Here is a 21,357-nt window from a genome sequence, read left to right as displayed (position 1 = left end):
GCAGCTGATCGACCTCGTCACCACCACGGGCGCGAAAGGGCCTCCGGTGTGAGATTCGGTCCGACGGAACCTCACACCGGAGGCCTCTTCAGTTGTCCATCACCGTCGCGCCGCGACCTCGAAACGCCCGGCCCGGCTCACGACACACACGCCCTGACCCGGCCGGTGCTGTCGCCCACCTTCACACGGCACTGGGGATCGTGCCGCGCTGGTCCACGCCGGGCAGCGGTGCCTGGCTGATGACGCCGTTGACCGAAGGGTTGGCGAGGAAGGTCTTGAGGGTGATCTTGATGCCGTACTGGTCTTCCAGCCGAGCCAGCAGGACGGCGGCCAGCAGGGAGTGGCCGCCCAGGTCGAAGAAGTTGTCGTCGACTCCCACCCGGTCGACGCCCAGCGCCTGGGCGAACAGCCCACACAGCTTCGCCTCGAGTGGCGTGGCCGGGTCCTGGCCGCTGGACGCGGAACTGTAGTCCGGCGCCGGCAGCGCCCGCCGGTCCAGCTTCCCGTTCACCGTCAGCGGCAGCGCGTCCAGCACCATCACCGCCGTCGGCACCATGAACTCCGGCAGCGTCCTGGCCACTTCCTGCCGTGCCGCCGCCGGATCCACCCGGGCGCCGGGTTCCGGCACGACGTACGCCACCAGCCGCCGGTCACCGGGCCGGTCCTCCCGCGCCACCACCGCGGCCTGGCCCACCCCCGGCTGCGCGACCAGCGCCACTTCGATCTCGCCCGGCTCGACCCGGAACCCCCGGATCTTCACCTGATGGTCGGCGCGCCCCACGAACACCAGCAGGCCGTCGTCGGCCCACCGGACCAGGTCCCCCGTGCGGTACATCCGTTCGCCCGTGCCGAACGGGGACGCCACGAACCGCTCCGCCGTCAGCTCCGGCCGGTTCATGTAGCCCCGCGCCATCCCGGCGCCCGCGATGTAGAGCTCGCCCGTGACCCCCACCGGCACCGGCTGCAGCGCGCCGTCGAGCACGAACAGCCGCATGTTGGCCATCGGCCCGCCGATCGGCACCGGCCGATGCGCCTCCTCGTCCGAGAAGTCGGTCATCATGTGCAGCGTCGTGAACGTCGTCATCTCGCTCGGCCCGTACCCGTTCACCATCAGCACGCCCGGGCACCGCTCGACCACCCGGCGCAGCGCGACGCCGGACACGGCGTCCCCGCCGACCACGACCATCCGCAGCCCGGCCAGCGCCGACGGTTGTTCCACCGACACCGCGTCGAACAACGCCGAGGTGAGCCACATGGCCGTCGGGGCCGTCGAGGCGATCACCTCCGCCAGGTCGGCGATGCTCATCTCCTCCGCCGGCGCCGCCACGCAGGTGCCTCCGCGCAGCAGCGCTATCCACAGCTCGTACGTCGCGATGTCGTACGAGTGCGGGGAGTGCACCAGCATCCGCTCGTGCACGTCGTCCGGCCACGCCGGGTCCAGCACCATGTCGACCACGTCCCGGTGCGCCACCGCGACTCCCTTGGGCACTCCGGTCGACCCGGACGTGTAGATCACGTACGCGAGTTGGTCCGGGTGCCGCACCGCGTCCGGGAGGTCCACCCGCGTCCCGGTGTCGGCGTCCGCGGCCGTGGCCAGTACGACCGGCGAGTCGGGGCTCGCCTGCTTGGCGATTCCCGTCAGGTCCTCGTCGCACAGCACCGCCACCGCATCCACGTCGTCGGCCACCAGGGCGATCCGTGACACCGGCCAGGCCACGTTGGCGGGCACGTACACCCCGCCGGCCTTGAGCACGGCGAGCAGCGCCACCCACAGCTGCGCCGACCGTTTCATCACGACGAGCACCGGCGACTCCGTCGTGACGCCCACGGTCGTCAGCATCGCCGCCAGTCGGCTGGACCGCTCGTCCAACTCCCGGTACGTCAGCCTCGTCCGGGCGTCGACGACCGCGACCGCGTCCGGGGTGCGGGCCACCTGCGCCGCGAAGGCCTGGGTTATCGTCGTTCCGGGAGCGTGGTGGGCGGTGTCGTTCCACTGGCCCAGGATCAGGTCCCGCTCAGCCGGCGTGAGCAGTTCCAACTCGCTGATCCGCCGGCCCGGGTCGTCGGCAGCCTGGCTCAGCAGCCGGGTCAGCCGGCCGGCGAGGGCCTGCACCGTGGACGCGTCGAACAGGTCCAGGGCGTACTCGAACGCGCAGCGGACCCCGGTCGGCGAGCCGTCGGCGGCGTACTCCCCGCGGAAGAACATGGTCAGGTCGAACTTGGCCGTCTCGCCCACCACCGGCTCGGTCTGCGCCAGCAGACCCGGCACCTGCCAGTGCTTGCTGGTGTCGTCATCGGAGGTGAGCATCACCTGGAACAGCGGGTGCCGCGAGGCGGACCGGACCGGGTTGAGTTCCTCCACGAGGCGCTCGAACGGCACGTCCTGGTTGGCGAACGCGGTCAGGTCCAGCTCCCGCACCTGGCCCAGCAGCTCGCCGACGCTCGGGTTGCCCGACAGGTCCACCCGCAGCACCAGCGTGTTGCCGAAGAATCCCACCAGATCGTGGACGGCCTCGTCGGTGCGGCCCGCCACCATGGTGCCGATCGGGATGTCGGTGCCCGCCCCGCTGCGCGACAGCAGCACCGCGAGCCCGGCCTGCAGCACCATGAACAGCGTCACCTGGTGCTCGCGCGCCAGTTCCTCCAGCCTGCGGTGCAGTTCGGCGTCCAGCTCCAGCTGGACCATGCCGCCGCGATGCGTGGGATGCGCGGGCCGCAACCGGTCGGTCGGCAGGTCCAGCTGATCGGGCAGGCCCGCCAGCGCGGAGCGCCAGAACTCCAGCTGCCGCGCCAGCACGCCGTCGCCGTCCCGGTCCTCGCCGAGCAGCCGGCGCTGCCACAGCGTGTAGTCGGCGTACTGCACCGGCAGGTCCGCCCACTCCGGCGCCCGCCCGGCCAGCCGTGCCCGGTACGCCTCGCTCAGGTCCCGTACGAGCACCCCGGCCGACCAGCCATCGCTGGCGGTGTGGTGCATCACGACGAGCAGCACGTGCTCGGCGGGCCCCAGTCGGTACAGCCACGCCCGCACCGGCAGCTCGTTGGCCAGGTCGAAGACGTGCCGCACGGCCCCCTCCAGCAAGCCCGGCAGGCTCGTCTGATCGGCCTCGGCCACCGTCACCCGCGGTACCGCCACCGCCGCGTCCACCACTTCCTGGTACGGCTGCCCCTCAGCGACCTGGAAGACCGTGCGTAGCGCCTCGTGGCGGCCCGTCACGTCCCGCAGCGCCGCGGTCAGCGCCTCCGCGTTCAGCCCGCCGCGCAGCCGCCACGCGAACGGCACGTTGAACATCGCGTTCGGGCCGTCGTACTCGTTCATGAACCACAGACGCTGCTGCGCGAACGACAACGGCAGTCGCTCCGGCCGGTCCTCCACCCGCACCAACGGCGGCCGCGCACTGTCCGCCCCCGCCAGCGACCGCGCCAGCGACCGCACCGTCGGGTTCTCGAACACCACGCGGATGTCCAGCTCCGCGCCCAGCACCGACCGCACCCGGCTGATCAGGCGGGTCGCCAGCAGCGAGTGCCCGCCCAGGTCGAAGAAGTTGTCTCCGACGCCGACGCGGTCGAGGCCCAGCACCTCCGCGAAGAGCTCCCCGAGCACCGCCTCGTGCGGGGTGGCCGGATCCTGGTCGCCGACCGCGGCACCGAAGTCCGGCGCCGGCAGCGCTCGCCGGTCCAGCTTGCCGCTCACCGTCTGCGGTAGCGCGTCCAGCACCATCACCGCGGCCGGCACCATGTACCTCGGCAGCGTCCTGGCGACCTCCCGCCGTACCGCCGCCGGGTCCAGCCGGCTGCCGGGCGCGGGCACCACGTAACCGACCAGCCGCGGCTCGCCGGGACGGTCCTCCCGCATCACCACGACGGCCCGGCCCACTCCCGGCTGCGCGGCCAGCACCGACTCGATCTCCCCCGGCTCGATCCGCAGGCCCCGGATCTTCACCTGGTCGTCAGCGCGTCCCACGAAGACGATCTGGCCGTCGTCGGCCCATCGGACCAGGTCTCCGGTGCGGTACATGCGCTCCCCGGCATCGAACGGGCACGCCACGAACCGCTCCGCCGTCAGCCCCGGTCGGTTCAGGTACCCCCGCGCCAGCCCCGCGCCCGCGAGGTAGAGCTCGCCGGTCACCCCCGCCGGAACCGGCCGCAGCTCCTCGTCCAGCACGTACACCCTCGCGCCCGGTAGCGGGCGGCCGATCGGCAGCGGTCCGTCGCCCAGTTCGAGCTCCGCCGCCATGTCCCCGGCCGTGGCGTACACCGTGGCCTCGGTCGGCCCGTACGCGTTGACCACCCGGGCGCCGGGCACCGCCGCCCGCACGGCCCGCAGCACCGGCGCGGTCAACGCCTCGCCCGCAAGCACCACCGTCTGCGCGTCCGCGGACGCGGAGGAATCCGCCGCGGCCAGCACCCCCGTCATCGCCGAGGGCGCCGTGCTGATCAGGCTGCCGGACCAGCGGCCACGCGCCAGCACCAGCACGTCCCGCACCACTTCCACGCAGCCGCCACAGGCCAGCGGTCCGAACACCTCGAACACCGACACGTCGAAGCTCAACGACGTCGACGCCAGCACCCGGCTGAACTGGTCCGCGCCGAACGTCGACGCCGCCCAGGACGCCAACCACGCCGCGGAGTGGTGCTCGACCACGACACCCTTGGGCCGCCCCGTCGACCCCGACGTGTAGATCACGTAGGCGGGGTGGCTGGGCAGCAGCGGCGCGACACGGTCCGCATCAGACAGGTCCGTGGCGGGCAGGGCTGCCACGGCAGCGTGGATCGCCGGGTCGTCGACCGCGATCACCCGCGCGCCGCTCACGCTGTTCGATGCCACGCCGAGGGTGGTCGCGGCCACGGCGCGCGAGGCGAGGATAGCCGTCGGAGCGGCGTCGGCGAGCATGAAGGCGATCCGGTCGGCGGGGTAGGCGGGGTCGACCGGCAGGTAGGCGGCACCGGACTTGAGGACCGCCAGGACCGCGACGATCAGCTCCGCGGAGCGTTCCATCGCCACGGCGACCAGCCGCTGCGGGCCGACACCCTGCTTCACCAGGTACCGGGCCAGCCGGTTCGCTCGCGCGTCCAGTTCGGCGTACGACAGCACCGTGTCCTCGAACACCACCGCGACCGCGTCCGGGGTCCGGGCCACCTGCGCCGTGAACAGCTCACCCAGGACCTCCCTCGCAGGAGCAGAAGAATCCGCCGTCACCTGGTCACTGATGTTCATCGTCACGAGTTGCTCCGCTCACCCACGGTCGGCTTCGATCAAGCTCTTGGGCCGCATGTCGGTCCAATGCTCTTCCACGTACTTGAGGCAGTTCGCGCGGGAATTCCTGTCGTACGCGGTGACCCAGCCGTCGGGAACGGCGATGGCGGCGGGCCACAGGCTGTATTGGCCCTCGTTGTTCACGAGAACCAGGTACAGGGCGTCAGGGTCTTCGAATGGATTAATCATGGCATCTCATTCCGCTAGTCGGTGACGCCGACGGATCGCTTGCCAGAGTCACAGGCAGACCGGCCTGTCGCACCTTCACGATTGCCGACGGGTGACATCCGTTCCCTGCCGAGTCCGTGCGCATCTCGGAAAGTGCGCGGGGCGGCACTCGTCCGCCCGTTCCGGTCGAGCCGTCAGGACCATCGGGCGGGCCCGATCTGAAAAGGCACTACTGGTTCACGCTGAGATAGCTGTGGAGGCGGCGGACGCCTTCGGCGACCGTTTCCTCGCCCTTCGCGAACGCGATCCGGATCTGCGGCGGGCGCGCCCGGTCCGTCGAACCGTAGAAGCACTGGCCGGGCACGACGCCGACGCCGCCCTCCCGCAGCAGGCGCTGGACCAGTTGCGATTCCTCCTCCCCCGGCAGCGCGAAGGAGGTGGCGTCACACATCACGTAGTAGGCGCCGACGGGCCGCTGGAACTCGATGCCGCATTTCTCGAGTCCGTTGACCAGGATGTCCCGTCGCCGCCGGTAGACGTCCCGCAGCTCGTCGAAGTAGCTCTCCGGCAACGAGAGCGCCGCGACGCCGGCCGCCTGGAAGGGAGTCGGGGCGGCGATCGTGAGGAAGTCGTGCACCCGGGCGACGCGCTCCATGAGATTCTGCGACCCGGTCACCCAGCCGACCCGCCAGCCGGTCACGGAGAACATCTTCGAAAGGGCGTTGATCGTGATCGACTGCTGCTCCATGCCGGGGACGTCGGAGATCCGGGCGGGTCGCTCACTCGTGAAGTACAGCTCGTCGTAGATCGCGTCGTGGATGACGACGATGCCGAGCCGCTGGCAGACATCGGCCAGGCCCTCGGTCTCGTCCCTCGTGAAGACGCGCCCCGTGGGATTGTGCGGTGAATTGACGATGACCGCGCGGGTGTTCCGGTCGGCGACGGCGGCGACAGCTGCGGGGTCGAGCTCCCAGTCGGGGCCCTTCAGCTGGACGTACCTGGCTTCCACACCGATGAGTCGCAGGTTGACCGCGTAGGACTCGTAGGCCGGCTCGATGATGATGACATTGGACCCCCGCTCCGCCACGGCGAGGAGCGCGGCCAGCATTCCTTCGGTGGCGCCGCAGGTCACGCAGATCTGCTTTTCCGGGTCGTAGGGCTCCGGCATGTTCCAGCGGCGCTGCTCGAATTCACTGATGGCCTGGAGGAACTGCTCGCTGCCACGGGGTGAGGTGTACTGGTTGTCGTTCGACCGGATGGCCGCGACGGCGGCCTCTTCGAGGCTCGACGGAAGCGGGTAGCTCGGTATTCCCTGCGCCAGGTTGACGGCGTTCGCGGTCTGGCAGGCGCGGGTCATCCCACGGATCACCGACTCGCCGACAGGAATGTTCGCTGGCGACCTGAACATGGTGTCCAGGTCCGGCGTTATCGACATGAACTGGTTCCTCTCCTGACATGGACGCAGCCTTTCGGCGCGACTGATCACGGTGCGGTACGGCGAACTGATCGAGATGCCCGCCGGACGTCACGGGCGCACCCGGCGGTCCGCACACACCCGATCGCCGTCCACGGGGGACCGCCGGTCGCGCACGGCCGCGAGATGCGCGGTGCCATGCGAGCGGATGGCCGCGCCGCGTTCGCAGGTCGCGGACCTCACCGGCACGTCGCCGGCGTCGGCGGCGGCGGAGTCGACGCCGGGGCCGCCACCCCGGGACGTCCAGCCGCGGGCCGAGCCGCTCGGCGGTCCGGTCGGGATCGGGAGTGTGGGCCCACGATTCAGTCGAGCTGAGAGCAGATCTCGTCGAGGAGGCGGTACTCCAGAGCCTCGTCCTCGTCTCGGCCGCCGAGCATGTAGTAGCCGAACTTCATGTGCTCCGTGACGCCGTTCAGCTCGGCGATCCCGTTCCGCAGATCGGTGATCGCGGCCTCGACGTCCTCGAGTTCCACCTCGGTGTTCTCGCGGATGTACAGGGCCGTCAGCCGCCTCGCCGGGAGGATCTCACCGTGCGAGGCCCGGACCTGGGGATGCGTCTTGTAGCTCTCCCAGTACATGCGCGAGCCGGGAATGATCCCGGGTGGTGCGACCGAGATACTGGTGATCAGGTCGCGATAGGTCTCGGCCATCGAGAGCCAGCTGTTCACCTCGCTGCGCAGGTTCTCCATCGTGGTCCCCGGCAGGCCCATGATCCCCGACGCGAAGAGCTTGTAGTCGAGGGATCGCGCCAGCTCCAGCGCCTCCGAGATCCGCTCCGGCCCCTTGTTGATGCCCTTGGAATCCGCCTTGAGCAGCTTGGGGTCGAATGCCTCCAGCCCCACGTTCCACGTACGCACGAACCCCTTGCACAGCTCGGCGGACTCCAGGAACTCGTACACCAGCCCGTAGGCCAGCATGAACCGCTGCTTCTGGAGGATCGGAGACTTGGCACAGGCCTCGGCCATGTCGTTGAGGTAGGAGATGTTTCCGTCCCACTGCTCGCTCGAGAAGCCGAGCGTCGAGTCACCGCAGGCGTAGACGTTCGCGCCGAGATCCCCGACGATCGTCTCCAGCACCGGGATCGCCGACGCGACGTCCACCGTCTTGGGGGTCAGTCCCTGGATCGAGCAGTGCATGCACCGGCGACCCGGCCGCTTGCCCCAGGTGCACCCGCCGTCGAGCGGAACCGTGACCATCCGCTTGAGGTCGTAGTGCTTGGCGTACCAGACGTTGAACGCGCGGTCGTAGTGGTTCTCGAGCTGGTCCAGGATCAACCGGTAGTCGGGAAGAATCCGCCGGTTCAGCGGGAAGGTCCCGGCGTCCTGGTTCACGACCTCGCCACCGGGCACCCGGTACGCCAGGGACGGAACCTTCCGCAGATCCAGCCCGCCCTGGAGGTATGTCAGCAGACCCATCATCGTGAAGGGGCCGTTGTTGCCGGTGCTGACGAAGTCCACCACGCGGCTGCCGTACTTGCCGGTCAGCGTCTCCTGGTAGAGGATCCCGGCATGGTCGTTGCCGAACACCACGACGGCCTTGGGGTTCACTCGCTTGATCTCTGCCGCCACGATCATCGCCCACAGGGTCGTCGCGGTGTAGACCGAGAACGCCGCCACGTCGGGCGGGTCCTCGTTGATCGCGGCCCGCACCTCCGGCCAGCCCAGATGCCCCATGTCCATGTAGCGCCAGGCGATGTCCGGGAAGCACCTGGCCTGATAGGTGATCATCTCGACGAGGCTGGCGTGCGGATACACCGAGCCCTCGTTGCGGTAGCGGTCCTCCTCGGTCAGTCCCTCGCCCAGGGCGTCACCGGCGTTGTGGGCGTCGCGGTGCGCGGAGGTGAGCGGCAGACCGAAATACCACACCGAGCCGAGCTTCCTCAGCGGATTCACCGCTCCCGGGCTGGGATAGTCCCAGTGGTAGCGGGGATCAGCGCCGACGAATTCCTGAACGGGCTGAAGACTCATCTTCATCGCCAGAACCTCCAGCTGTTGATTCGTGAGCCGCAGGTTTCTCGGCGGACAGTCGGTTCTCGCCAGGGCCAGGACTCCCCGTTCGGTCGTACCGGGGAATGGGCCGCCGAACCCGGCGGCCGGGGAGTCGCGGGCGTCCGCGGCGACCACACGCGCGGACGCCCTGCGATCTTCTGTTCCTGACCTGCCAGTGGAAGAACTCCCGGCCTCGTCATCGTCCTGCTCTCCTTCACCGACGGTCGTAGCGGAAGCGTGGATGGAACACCACGGGGCTGGCCGCTCCCGGCGACCGCGCGTCCATCTTCGACGCCCCGACGGGCCCGTCGCCTCTCTGAGCGTGCGGAGGTTCCGGGCCCCGACGCGGAGGCCGCTCCCCCGGCGGAACGGGACGCGACCAGCGCTTGTGGCTGGCCAGCACGGAGAGAGTTGGTCGGTCTCCGCACCGGCCCGACCATGAAGCGGTGACCTACGACGCTGTTGTGGTTGGGGCGCGCTGTGCGGGTGCGACCACGGCGCTCCTGCTGGCCCGGGCGGGACACCGGGTGCTCCTGCTGGATCGCGCGAGGTTCCCGAGCGACACCCTGTCCGGGCTGTACATCCATCAATCCGGCGTCGAGCGGCTAGCTCGCTGGGGCCTGCTGGACCAGGTGCACAAGTCGGGCGCCCCGCCGTTGCAGACCGTCACCTACCGCGTCGCCGACGTCTGCCTGAGCGGGCCGGCGCCGACGCTGCCGGGCGTGGTCGGCGCCTACGCGCCGCGTCGCTACGTCCTCGACACGATCCTTGCCGAGGCTGCCGCGGCGGCCGGCGCCGAGGTGCGCGACCGCACGACGGTCACCGGCCTGACCACCGACGACGACGGCCGGGTGACCGGCGTACGCCTGCGGACGGCGGACGGCGCCGAGGTGACCGAGCGGACCCGCCTCGTCGTCGGCGCCGACGGTATGCGTTCCACCGTGGCCAGGCTGGTCGACGCGCCCCTGTACGCCCAGCACCCCAACCTCACCTGCGTCTACTACACCTACTGGGCGGGCGTGACGGGGGCCGACTTCCAGATCTACGAGCGCCCCGGCGGCTGGGTGGCGGCGTTGCGTACGCACGACGACCTCACGCTGATCGCCGCGTACCTGCCGCAGGCGCAGTTCGACCGCGTCCGGCGCGACGCCATGACCGCCTACCGGACCACCATCGCGACCACCGCACCCGACCTGTGGCAGCGGCTGGCCGACGCGACGATCACCGACCGGCTGTACGGGACCGGCAACCAACGCAACTTCTTCCGCCGCGCCAACGGCCCGGGCTGGGTCCTGGTCGGCGATGCCGGCCACCACAAGGATTCCATCAACGCCCATGGCATCACCGACGCGTTCGTACAGTCGGAGCTGCTGGCGGGCGAACTCGGCGGCGACGACCCGGCGGCGACCATCGGCGATCCGGCCCGGCTCGACGCCGCGCTCTCCCGCTTCGCCGCCTCCCGCGACGAGCACATGGCCCCGAACTACCAGACCAACCTGGTGACGGCGCGTCTCGATCCCACCCCCGACCGGATCGCCATGCTGCGCGTCGTCCAGGACTCGCCACAGCTCACCGAGCGGTACCTCGCCGTGGTGGGCGGAATCCTGCCCCCGGAGGAGCTCTACACCAGAGACCTGCTCGCCCAGTGGTCTGCGCAGGCCGGGGGCGCGTTCGCGCGAGGCCACACTGCCCGATGAGAACCTGCGCGCCGGCGCGGGGAGAGATTTCAGCACCGTACGCCAGCTCGAGCGAAGGGGCGACATGACGCATTCAGAGATCGACGAACTGTTACTCCGGCGGCTCAGCGCCGGTGATGCCAACCCCATCCTGGTGGCCGACTTCCAGGCGTTGTCCCTGGCGCCCCGGATGAGCGAGATGCTCAGCGAGAGCGTTCAGGACAGGCCGGTGTTCCAGATCGACCCGATCGGCGTGTTGACCGGGTCGCGCCGCTACGTCCCGATGCCGGAGCTGGCAGCCACCTGCGTTGACGAGTTCCTCAGGTTCGGCGCGGACCGTGGCCCGGCCTTCGTGGTGGGGCACTGCAGCGCCGCCGCGCTCACCCTGCGCGTCGCGGACCTGCTGGCGTCCAGCCGTCCGGTCACCGCCGTCCTGGTGCAGCCGGCGTGGCCCGACGACGAGCTCGTGGCAGACAAGTTCGCCGAGTACCTCAGCAAGTTCGGCAAGGCCACCCGCGCGTGCCCGGGGCTCAACGGCGATCCGGAACAGGTCGTCGCCGAGATGGAGCAGATCTTCCGTGACGAGATGAACGCGCTGGCGGCCAGCAGGGACCTCGCCGGCTCGATGGCAGCCTTCTCGGACCTGCTCGTCTGGTACCGCGGCTGGCTCGCCTTCCTGCTGGCCTGCCGCAACGACACGTCGACCGATCGGGCCGCCGCCCGGGCGGCGGTGACGGTGATGTCCGACTCGCCGTCGACCGTCACGGCCAGGGGCCTCAGCAAGGACGAGTACCAGGTGCGCGAGCTGTCGACGCCGCAGCCGGCGGGTAAGGTCACCCGGGAGCTGGCCGACATCGTCGCCGAGTACATCGAGTCACACTGACGGCGCGTCTCGGGCGGCGGCGCGCCGCCCCCTGGCGGTAGGTCGGATCCACCGGGGACGCGTGTCGGTTCGCCAGTGGTGACTGGTGAGGGCTGGTCGTCCCGGTGCGGCTGGACAGATGGCGGCCCGGGCGGGGCGCTTCCAGTGAGTCCGCCCGTCCCGTTCCGGGGCGGGGTCGCGGCGCCGGCCCCGCCCCGCCCGGTGGCGTGACCAGAAGCTCGCCCGGCCCGTGGCTGCGGATCGTTTCAGGCCGCCGCGAAACCACGGCCGCGGGCCAGGACGACTGACCAGCGGGGATCGGACAGCTCACCACGACCCGGCTCGACCGTCGCCCGCGGCAGAACTGCACACCGCACACCGGGGGTCCGCGCCGCGGCCACGTTCGGCGCGCTCGCCGGAGCATCACCGCCACCAGGCGCCCGGCCCTCGAGGGCGACAGCGCCGCACCCGAGCTCGGGCCCGCGTCGCCGCGCCCCGGGGCAGGTCGGCGAGGTTCGCCTTGAGCGCCGCCGTGGATGTCCGGCGCCTCGCGGCGTAGGTCAGGCGGCGGGGGCTACCGCGCCGCGGTAACCGCCGTTGCCGCCGCGCTCCGGCCTGCCGGCGAGCGGACCGGCCGGTGTCCGGGCGAAGCCGGTCTGGTCCACCCCGGGTACGCGCCCGGCCATCGACCGCACGTCCGGCAATGCCAGCAGCACCGGGGGGTCGAGGAAGTGGACCGGACGCAGCCGCAGGTCGGGCAGGGTCAGGTCGTCATCGTCGCGAAGCTGCACGGGCCCGTGTCGCAGCAGGTACGGCTGCTCGTCGCCGGCGGCCGGATCGTCCACCTCGCCGGAGCGCAGGGAATGCGCCAGCAGGAACCACGATCCTCCCGGCACCTTGTCCAGCAGGAAGGGACCGGGACGCTCCAGCACGGTGTAGCTCGCGGGCCGGCCCTGCGGGATCGGCTGCGGGAACAGGCCGACGAACGTGTGGCCGATCGGGGCGTCCGGGGCGGAGAGGACCGTGCCGCTCACGGTCGACGACGGAATCCGGGCCGTGTCCGACCGATCGTCGACAGCTACTGCCGGAACGCGACCGCCGAAGCGGCGGTATGCGGTCGGCGATATGCCGACGCTGCTGGTGAAACGGGTGCTGAAGGTGCCGACACTGTTGTATCCGACCAGGTGGCTGATGTCGATGACATTCAACGAGGTCGAGACGAGGAGCTGCTTTGCCTTCTGCAGCCGCAGCGCCGACAGGAATCTCCTCGGCGACAGGCCGGTGACCCGTTGGAAGACGCGGGAGAAATAGAACTTGCTGAACATTGCGGTACGGGCCATGTCATCGATGGTCAGCGGCTCACCGAGGTTCTCCTGCATGGATCTGACGACTCGGTGGACAGCTCTCTCGACTGACTGGTCCATATCCCCTCCTGGCTCCCGAAGTGCCTGCTCCCGGGTGGCGTACGGCACTCTCGGAATGGACGTGCGGCACCGGCACATCGACTAGGAAACGCAAACAGGAACCGGGTCACGCACCCCGGACAGAAAGCCCGCAGACACCCGTGAGTCATCCCGGAGTCGCTGACTGATCACACTGAAGTTTCCTGTCCTGCCGGCTGGAGCTGCACCTTTAGAAGTGCCGTCAGCCCACTGCGGTTTCCTGCCACTTCCCCACCAGCGATGACGGCAGGGCGGGCAGGATCCACACGGGACGGTCACCGTTGCGCTGATGAGTCGGTGAGGCGCCGTCGCCCGCGCGACCGCATCGTTTCGTAAGCACAGCGGAAGGTGACCGGCACGCCGCGATCGCCGATGCTGGCTTGAACCGTGGCTCTGCCGAAGCTCGTGGCCGCGGAGGAGAAGGAGATCGAGATGCCTGAACAGCTCGTACCTCGTGCTGTGGTACTCGGCGGCAGCTTGGCCGGTCTGCTCGCCGCCAACGTGCTCTCCGAGGTGTACCCCGAAGTCCTCGTGGTGGACCGTGACGAGCTGGCGGGCGTGGAAGGCCCCCGGCGCGGCGTCCCGCACGGCCGCCACGCCCACGGGCTGGTCGCCCGCGGTCAGCAGATCCTGGAGAAGCAGTTCCCCGGCCTCCTGGCCGACATGGAGGCGGCCGGCATCCGGCCGGGTGACTTCAGCGGCAACATCCGCTGGTACTTCAACGGCATGCGGCTCAGCCCGGCGCAGACCGGGCTGCTCTCCGTGCCCTGCACCCGGCCGGTCATCGAGCGGGTCGTCCGCAGCCGGGTGCAGAAGGTCGGCGGCATCCGGTTCCTCGAGCAGTACGACATCATCGGGTTGGAGACGACGCCCGACGCAGGCCGGGTCACCGGCGTACGGGTGCAGCCGCGCAACCGGAGCGCGGACGTCGAGGTCCTCCACGCCGATCTGGTGATCGACACCACCGGCCGGGGGTCACGCACGCCGGCCTGGCTGGAGGAGCTCGGCTACCCCCGGCCCGCCGAGGACAAGGTGGCGGTCAACCTGGCCTACACCACGCGCCACTTCCGGGTGCCGCGCGACCCCTTCGGCAGCGACATCGCCGTCATCGCGGCGGCGACCCCCTCGCATCCGCGCGGTGCGTTCTACTACCGGCTGCCCGGCGACGACGGCCGCGTCGAACTGTCGCTCACCGGCGTGCTCGGCGACCATCCGCCGACCGACCCGGAGGGCTTCCTCGACTTCGTCCGGTCGCTGCCCGTACCGGAGATCTACGAGTCGGTCCGCGAGGCCGAGCCGATCGACGACGCGGTGATGTTCCGCTTCCCGGCGAGCGTCCGGCGCCGCTACGAGCGGCTGACCCGGTTCCCGAAAGGTCTGCTGGTCATCGGCGACGCGGTGTGCAGTTTCAACCCCGTCTACGCCCAGGGCATGGCGGTCGCGGCCATCGAGTCCCGCATCCTGGCCGAGCAGCTCCGCAAGGGCCCGGTGCCGGAGCCGCAGGAGTTCTTCCGGGAGATCGCCCGCCAGATCGATTCGCCGTGGGACTTCGCGGCGACCGCGGACCTCGGCTACGCGGGAGTGAAGGGTGACCGCACTCCCAAGGTACGCATGATCAATGCCTACGTCGCGCGGCTCCAGCGGGCCGCGGTCCACGACCCGAGCCTCACCGAGGCGCTCATGCGGGTCGCCGGCCTCATCGACGAGCCGACGGCCCTGCTCCGTCCCGACAGGATTCTCCGGACACTGCGGCACTCCCGCGCCCGGGGAAGCCGGGCATCCTCCCCCGCGCCGCTGCACGCGGCCCGCGACTGACACAGGAAGGTTGTGAGATGCGTCCATTCCGCATCGACGTTCCGCAGGCCGCTCTCGACGATCTGCACCGGCGGATCGATCAGACGCGCTGGCCGGACGAGATTCCGGGCGTGGGCTGGGATCGCGGTGTGCCCCTGGGATATCTCCGGGAGCTGGCCGAGTACTGGCGCGACAGCTACGACTGGCGGGCGGCCGAGGCGCGCCTGAACGCGTACCCGCAGTTCGTCACCGAGATCGACGGGGTGAACGTGCACTTCCTGCACGTCCGCTCGGCCGAGGAGGGCGCGACGCCGCTGATCCTGACCCACGGGTGGCCGGGCACCGTGGCCGAGTTCCTGGACGTCATCGGACCGCTCACCGATCCCGTCGCGCACGGCGGTGACCCCGCCGACGCCTTCCACCTGGTGATTCCGTCGATTCCCGGCTACGCGTTCTCGGGCCCGACCGGTCAAGTGGGCTGGGACACCGGCCGGGTGGCCGGCGCCTGGAAGAAGCTGATGAGCCGCCTGGGCTACGACCGGTACGCGGTGCAGGGCGGCGACTGGGGAACGCCGATCTCGCTGCGGCTGGGTCTGGCCGATCCCGAGCACGTCATCGGTGTCCACCTCAACATGTGCGTGACGTTCCCGCCGCCCGACCCCGCGGCCATGGCCGGCCTGGGCGAGGCCGACCTGGCCCGCTTGGAGTTCACCGCCAGGTTCATGCAGGACGGGACCGGTTGGCAGCGGATCCAGTCCACCCGGCCGCAGACGCTGTCGTACGCGTTGACCGACTCGCCGGTGGGGCAGCTGGCGTGGATCGCCGAGAAGTACAAGGAGTGGACCGACTCGGCGAAGGTGCCGGAGGACGCGGTGAGCCGCGACCACATCCTCACGGCGGTCTCCATCTACTGGCTGACGGCGACGGCCGGATCCAGCGCCCAGCTCTACTACGAGTCCAGCCACATGGACGCCGACTTCGTCCGTACCTGGGCCGGGCCGTGGCCGCTGACGATGCCGGTGGGCGTCGCGTCGTTCCCCAAGGACGCGGTGCGGCCGGTGCGCCGGTTCGCCGAACAGATCCTGCCGACCCTCGGCCAGTGGACCGAGTACGACCGTGGGGGACACTTCGCCGCTCTGGAACAGCCCGAGCTTCTGGTCGACGACATCCGCAGGTTCGCCCGCTCGCTCGCGCGCTGACCGACGGAGAGCCAGGACACCTGGTGGCAGAGCGCGGCTGCGTGCCGCAGCCCGCGCGGGCCCGGAGGCCGTTCGTGCCTCACCGGGCCCGCGCGGGTGTTCCGGCTTCGGACGGGGCCGACAGAGCGGCTGATGTCCGGCCGGCATGGTGGGTTTTCCGCGCCCCGGAGGACGACGGATGTCGTCGGGTGGCGTATCGGATTCGTCGATCACGACACGACACCCGCCGAGGTCGCCCTGCGGAAGCGCACTCACACGAGCTGCGGGCGGAGATCCTGCGGCGCCCGGTCAGGTGCTGACGGCGAGCAGGTCGGGGCTGCGGCGCGGCGGCCCGTCGCAGTACGCGTTGCTGGCGTCGGGGATCTGCTGCGCTCGTGCGTTCGCCTGGCGGAACCGGGCTCCCGGTTCGGCGGCGCCCGTCAGGACGTCGTGCATCGCGCCGGTCAGCTCGCCCATGATCTCGGCGTGTCCGCCGGGAAGAGGTCGGTGCGGCCGGGTGACTCCGGCGGCACCGAGCGGGGTGCGGGGCGGTCCGGATCGTCCGGTCAGCGGTACGAGCGGCGCGGGTGAGCCGTCTGCCGCTTCGAGCTGTTCGCCGGCCACGCGCACGTGCGGACGGCGAGGGAACCAGCCCTCCTGGTCGAGGACGTCGACCGCCGAGCGGTGACCGGGACGCGGTAGTGGTGCCCCGCCCGGTCGGCGGCGTTGCACGGGCTGTCGAGACGTCGCACGGATGCCAGCGTGACGTCCCGGTGCAGGCCCGGCCACCACGCGACGAAGGCTATCGTCTCGCTCGAGGCGAGGTTGGTCGTCTCCGGCCGGACCGGCCGTTGTCGTGGTCGGCGATCAGCCCGGCCCCGCTGCGCGATTTCCTGCAATACCGCGCCGAAGCTTGTGCCAAGCAGTCATCGTCCTCTCCGGTCTGGCCACTGGAGTCCTCACCGTTACGCAGAGGTGGGCGGACGATCCTCCTGCATGGCGGCCACAATCGCCATGACGACCGCGTCGGCGAACCGCGAAGAAATCGACTCCGAGCACCGCGGCAAAGGAGAGTGGGGGTGGAAATCACCATTCTCCGCAGATCGACGCGACGCAGGAGATGGACGCGGAGGCCCCGCCGATACCACGATGGCCACCATCGGTCACCAGCCGGAAGCGACATCCCGACCTCTGCAAAGGAGCGTGAGCTTCACGATTGCGCCCCGTGCTGGGCCCGTCATTGACGGTGTTGCCTTCACCCGGAGGCTCGGCTAACCTCGACGCCAGCAAAACCCGCCCCACCCCAGGAGGCAGGAAGAGGCCATTCACGGATACTCCCATAAGCCCTGGCGGCCGTGACAGCCGCCGCTCTACCGACACACCTAGCAAACCGGACTCACCTGGGCCGTCCGCTAAGCAGTGTCAACATCACGACATTTGCCGGTCATCGGGGGAACCGCAGTGGACGATCCAATCGAGAAGGCCGTGCGGCGGGCCATCGCCACCATGCACGAGAAGCTCGGCGAGCAGCTCACGGTCGACGACATGGCCCGCGCCGCCATGCTCAGCAAGTTCCACTTCACGAGGGTCTTCCAGCAGGTCACCGGCGTGACGCCGGGCCGCTTCCTGTCCGCCCTGCGCCTGCAGCGCGCCAAGCGCCTACTCGTCTCCACCTCGTTGAAGGTCGCCGATATCAGCATGCGGGTGGGATACAACAGCGTCGGCACCTTCAGCTCCCGGTTCACCCGGAGCGTGGGGATGCCGCCCACGGCGTACCGCCGGCTGGCCGGCTTCGCCGCGCGGATCGCGACCGATCCCGACTACCGGATGGGGCACCCGCACAGCGCCCGCGTGCACGGTCACGTCCGGGCGCCCGAATCGCACGCGGACAGCCCGGTGTTCCTGGGCCTGTTCCCGGACCGCATCCCGGAAGGGCAACCGGTCCGTTGCACGATCCTGCCGCGCCCGGGCCCGTACCAGCTCGACTGCGTACCGCCGGGTAACTGGTTCGTCCTCGCCCAGTCGGTCAACGGGGAACCGGACGCCGATCTGGACGCCGGTGACGGCGACCAGACCGTCTGCGTCGCCACCTGCGGGCCCCTGCACATACGAGGCGACGGCGTCGTGCCCGCCGACGTCGACCTGCAGCCGGTCCGCGCGATGGATCCTCCGGTGCTGCTGGCGCTGCTCGACCAGCGCAAGCTCGCGCTGGCCCGGGCGGCCGAGGAGCGGGTGGGCGCGGTGTCGTCGATCGGCGCCGCGACCGCGTCGGGCCGCTCCGCCGCGTGAGCGGTCCCACCTGACCGGCCTCGCAGCCGCCAGGCGCTCGCGGTGGTCGCCGGCGTGTTGCTTGCCGGCGCCGGGCTGGCCGCCGCGATGCGGCGCCGCCCGCGGGTACCGGTGCGTCCCCGCGAGGCGGGAGAGGTTGCGCAATCCGCAACACCGAAGGTGACGAACGTGCACCCCGACCCGTGCACTGGTTTGGCCGGTGCTGTCGACAGCGGGGAGCCCCATGCGTATCTCAGATCTCAGTAGGCATACAGGCGTACGAATCGCAGCGACAACGTTCCCCCTCCGGGGGCGCCCGCTCCCGCCGGGCACCCCAACCGGCCGACGGATGGCCCAGGAGCGCCACGCGACACTGCGCCTCGGCGCGATCGCGCATGTCAGCCACGCACCGATGCGAACTCCCCCGGCCGACGCCCCGGACCGGCCGGGCCGCGGCGACGGTACCGAGGCGACGGCCACCCACCTCGACGGATGTGAGCTCTCATGATCGTCACCCACACCGGCACGGTGGGCGTGCACCCGGTCGAGCGGGCGATCGAGCTGCTGCGGGACAGGTACGTCTTCCCCGAGCGGGCGGAGGCGGCCGCCACGACACTCCGGCAGCGGCTGGCCGCCGGCGCGTATGACGGTCTGGACGAGTCGACGCTGGCCAAACGCCTCACCGAGGACCTGCTCGACGTGTGCCCGGACGCGCACCTGTGGGTCCGGGTGCGTGACGAGCGCCGCGGTCCCGCCAAAGCAAGCATCCGCCGGATCGAGATCCTCGACGGCAACATCGGATACCTGGACGTGCGCCGCATCAGCGGCTCCACGGACGGCGGCCGGGCGATCGTCGGCTCGATGGAGCTGGTGTCGCGCACCGACGCGCTCATCCTCGACCTGCGTGAAAACGGAGGCGGCTCACCGGACGGCGTTGCGCTGTGGAGCAGCTACTTCCTTCCGGCCGAACCGACACACCTCAACAACATCTACGACCGGGTCACCGGCCAGACCCGGCAGTTCTGGAGCCTGGCGTGGCTGCCCGGCCAGCGATACCTCGACCGCCCGCTGTACGTGTTGACGAGCAACCGGACATTCTCCGGCGCCGAGGAGCTCTGCCTGAACCTGAAGGTGCGCGGCCGAGCCAGGCTGGTCGGCGAGACGACGCGCGGCGGAGCGAACTTCGCCACCGTCTTCGCGCTGACGCCGACGATGGAGATCGCGGTGCCGCACGCCTATTCGATCAATCCGATCACGGGCGGCAACTGGGAGAGCACCGGCATCGAGCCCGATCTCGCAGTGCCGGCGGCGACCGCGTTGGACGTGGCGTACGCGGAGCTGCTTGAGCGCACGCCGGGACAGCAGGAGCAACGCGGGCACTGAGTGACGGCGCCGGGGATCGCGGCCGGCCCTCCCCCGCCAACTGCTCGGCGGCCAGTTCGGTCCTTGGATCCGGGCGCGCACCTTCGCCCACGCCGTGTCCCGCGAGGTGGAGACGTCGTCGCTGAACGGGGCGAACCCACAGTCGTCGCACGTACCGAGCCGGCCGGACGGGCGGGCGGGATGTGCTCAGCAGCCCGCAGCAGTCGTGTACCGCCCGTCGTCGACAGGCCAGAGGCCCTGACAGGCGGTGTGCCGGCGGTGCCCGGCGCCCGCCCGTCTGCTGGCCGGGCGCCGGTCCGACGCCAGCGAGACCGACCGGGACCACCGGGCCGCGTAGCCCCGCGACGAGGTGGGAGGCCGGTCGTACGACGCGCTCGAGCTGCCGCGCCCGGGCGCGGTGCTCGGCCGGTTCGACGAACAGGGCACGTGCCCGCACCGGTCGAGGCGCTGCTGGCCGGGCGCTCGGCCGGTCGGGCGTCGGCCCGCCAGCCCGAATTCTCGTCTTCTTTTCCCGCAACTCGGTGTCGCACCTTTTGCGGGATGCACTGGGCGATACCTGGCACCACTGAGCGCGGCAACACCGGAGATGCACCGATGCGGTCGCGGTGCGACTGTCGTAACGTCGGCGGTCGCCGTCTGCGCCCGATTGCACCGAGGTCCGAGCACCACGCTACGGCCGAACGAGCCGCCACCATCCTCACGGAAGCGAGAACGGCATGACAACGAAGAGCTCCGCACCTACCGGCACCAAGACCGCGGACCAGGCCGCAGCTCAGGCGGCGGACCAGGCCGAAATCGCCGCCCTGCCCGCCCGCATGATGGAGACATGGGCAGCACACGACACCGAGGGCTTCGCCAATCTGTTCACCGAGGACGGAACGCTCATTCTGCCCGGCGTATACCTGAAGGGCCGCGCGGAAATCCAGCAGTTCATGACGACCGCATTCGCTGGCCCCTACAAGGGGAGCCGGGTAATCGGGCAACCCATCGACATCAAGCCGCTCGGTGCCGGTGTGGTCGCACTGATCACCCAGGGCGGCGTCATTCCGGCCGGGGAGACGGAACTGCCCGAGAAGGCCGCGATCCGCGCCTCATGGATTCTCGTGAAGCGCGACGGGCAGTGGCGCCTCGCCGTCTACCAGAACTGCCCGCGCAACCGTCCGGAGTAGAGCGGCCAGGCTTGGAGAACGACGACGCGCCGGCCAGCACCGCGCACACCGCGACCGCGAGGAGGCCGGTCATCGGGTGACACACCCCGCGTGGGTCGCGGGATCCGGGACTGCCGACATGGCTCGCAGATGTCCCGATGTCCCACCACCGGCGCCCACGGGCGGTGGCATTTCAAAGCCGCCGTCGAAGGTGGACAGTGCCGGGGCCGGACACTGGATCCATACCTCCGTCCCGTCCGCATCGTGGCGCTGGTGATGACCGTGATTTCCTGTCGACGGCGGGCACCTGTGTGGTGTCCGCCGCCGGCTTGCCGGCACGCACCGTCACCGGAGGCAGTCCGGTCGATCGGGCCACGCTCGCGACAGCACCCGACGCGGTCGAGCTGACCAGCTCCGGGACGCCCGACGCCGGCCGGTCCCACATAGTCGTCGTTGCCGACCATAGCCCGGGTGATCGTCAACTCCAGTCCGCTGATCGACGTCGGCAAGACCTCCGCCAGCCCCGTATTGATCGATGGGCCGGATTCCCGGACGGTCGAACACCACGTGGTCTTCCGCGACGGTGGCGACCCCTCGGCCGCCTGATGTTCACGTGGGCGCAACGGCGCAGGCGGCGGCAATGTTGGTGGCGCGGTGACGCGACCTTCCGCTTCCACGACGGCCTGGACGGCCCGGTGCTGGAGCGCGCCGACGGCGGCGTT

Annotated in this window: 14 protein-coding genes; 8 read left to right on the top strand and 6 right to left on the bottom strand. The window is 70.4% G+C overall.

The genetic code is table 11. The features are described 5' to 3' along the window. Positions 1 to 181: 181 nt before the first annotated feature. The 4 genes from AB0883_RS21110 to AB0883_RS21095 form a co-directional block, all read right to left on the bottom strand. On the bottom strand, positions 182 to 5,215 hold the full coding sequence (locus AB0883_RS21110) for an amino acid adenylation domain-containing protein (protein ID WP_366643022.1): 5,034 nt from the start codon (positions 5,213 to 5,215) through the stop codon (positions 182 to 184). Between the two features lie 18 nt (positions 5,216 to 5,233). Continuing rightward, positions 5,234 to 5,443, bottom strand: a complete 210-nt coding sequence (locus AB0883_RS21105) for an MbtH family protein (protein WP_366642856.1) — start codon at positions 5,441 to 5,443, stop codon at positions 5,234 to 5,236. 208 nt (positions 5,444 to 5,651) lie between these two features. Next, positions 5,652 to 6,908, bottom strand: a complete 1,257-nt coding sequence (locus AB0883_RS21100) for an aminotransferase class I/II-fold pyridoxal phosphate-dependent enzyme (protein WP_366642855.1) — start codon at positions 6,906 to 6,908, stop codon at positions 5,652 to 5,654. Between the two features lie 290 nt (positions 6,909 to 7,198). Next, a complete protein-coding gene (locus AB0883_RS21095) occupies positions 7,199 to 8,869 on the bottom strand; it encodes a hypothetical protein (RefSeq protein ID WP_366642854.1) in 1,671 nt (556 codons plus the stop codon). Between the two features lie 461 nt (positions 8,870 to 9,330). Here AB0883_RS21095 and AB0883_RS21090 point away from each other — a divergent pair, with 461 nt between their 5' ends. Then, the gene (locus AB0883_RS21090) at positions 9,331 to 10,581 is read left to right on the top strand and encodes an NAD(P)/FAD-dependent oxidoreductase (RefSeq protein ID WP_366642853.1); all 1,251 of its coding nucleotides are present in this window, start codon (positions 9,331 to 9,333) and stop codon (positions 10,579 to 10,581) included. A 64-nt stretch (positions 10,582 to 10,645) separates the two neighbouring features. Further along, positions 10,646 to 11,443, top strand: a complete 798-nt coding sequence (locus AB0883_RS21085) for an alpha/beta fold hydrolase (protein WP_366642852.1) — start codon at positions 10,646 to 10,648, stop codon at positions 11,441 to 11,443. 539 nt (positions 11,444 to 11,982) lie between these two features. On the opposite strand, the gene AB0883_RS21080 is transcribed toward AB0883_RS21085, so the two are convergent. Then, positions 11,983 to 12,894, bottom strand: coding sequence for an AraC family transcriptional regulator (locus tag AB0883_RS21080; protein ID WP_366642851.1), 912 nt, complete (start codon positions 12,892 to 12,894; stop codon positions 11,983 to 11,985). Between the two features lie 402 nt (positions 12,895 to 13,296). On the opposite strand from AB0883_RS21080, the gene AB0883_RS21075 reads away from it, so the two are divergent. Together AB0883_RS21075 and AB0883_RS21070 are read left to right on the top strand one after the other, a co-directional pair. Continuing rightward, complete coding sequence (locus tag AB0883_RS21075) at positions 13,297 to 14,679, top strand: FAD-dependent monooxygenase (protein ID WP_366642850.1); 1,383 nt, start codon at positions 13,297 to 13,299, stop codon at positions 14,677 to 14,679. 17 nt (positions 14,680 to 14,696) lie between these two features. After that, positions 14,697 to 15,857 (top strand): epoxide hydrolase family protein, encoded by a 1,161-nt coding sequence (locus AB0883_RS21070; RefSeq protein ID WP_366642849.1) that lies wholly within the window; start codon positions 14,697 to 14,699, stop codon positions 15,855 to 15,857. A 288-nt stretch (positions 15,858 to 16,145) separates the two neighbouring features. Here AB0883_RS21070 and AB0883_RS21065 read toward each other — a convergent pair whose 3' ends face one another. Next, on the bottom strand, positions 16,146 to 16,313 hold the full coding sequence (locus tag AB0883_RS21065; RefSeq protein ID WP_366642848.1) for a hypothetical protein: 168 nt from the start codon (positions 16,311 to 16,313) through the stop codon (positions 16,146 to 16,148). Positions 16,314 to 17,297: 984 nt separating this feature from the next. On the opposite strand from AB0883_RS21065, the gene AB0883_RS21060 reads away from it, so the two are divergent. The 4 genes from AB0883_RS21060 (at position 17,298) to AB0883_RS21045 (ending at position 21,241) form a co-directional block, all read left to right on the top strand. Next, positions 17,298 to 18,125, top strand: a complete 828-nt coding sequence (locus AB0883_RS21060) for an AraC family transcriptional regulator (RefSeq protein WP_366642847.1) — start codon at positions 17,298 to 17,300, stop codon at positions 18,123 to 18,125. Positions 18,126 to 18,608: 483 nt separating this feature from the next. Further along, on the top strand, positions 18,609 to 19,487 hold the full coding sequence (locus AB0883_RS21055; protein ID WP_366642846.1) for a S41 family peptidase: 879 nt from the start codon (positions 18,609 to 18,611) through the stop codon (positions 19,485 to 19,487). 716 nt (positions 19,488 to 20,203) lie between these two features. Beyond that, entirely contained in the window at positions 20,204 to 20,656 is a 453-nt protein-coding gene (locus AB0883_RS21050) for an SgcJ/EcaC family oxidoreductase (protein WP_366642845.1), read from the top strand. Between the two features lie 450 nt (positions 20,657 to 21,106). Further along, entirely contained in the window at positions 21,107 to 21,241 is a 135-nt protein-coding gene (locus AB0883_RS21045; protein WP_366642844.1) for a hypothetical protein, read from the top strand. The last annotated feature ends 116 nt before the right edge of the window (positions 21,242 to 21,357 follow it).

It is taken from the genome of Micromonospora sp. NPDC047812, assembly GCF_040704175.1.
Classification (GTDB): domain Bacteria; phylum Actinomycetota; class Actinomycetes; order Mycobacteriales; family Micromonosporaceae; genus Micromonospora.
This window is presented reverse-complemented; position numbering and strand designations above follow the sequence as displayed.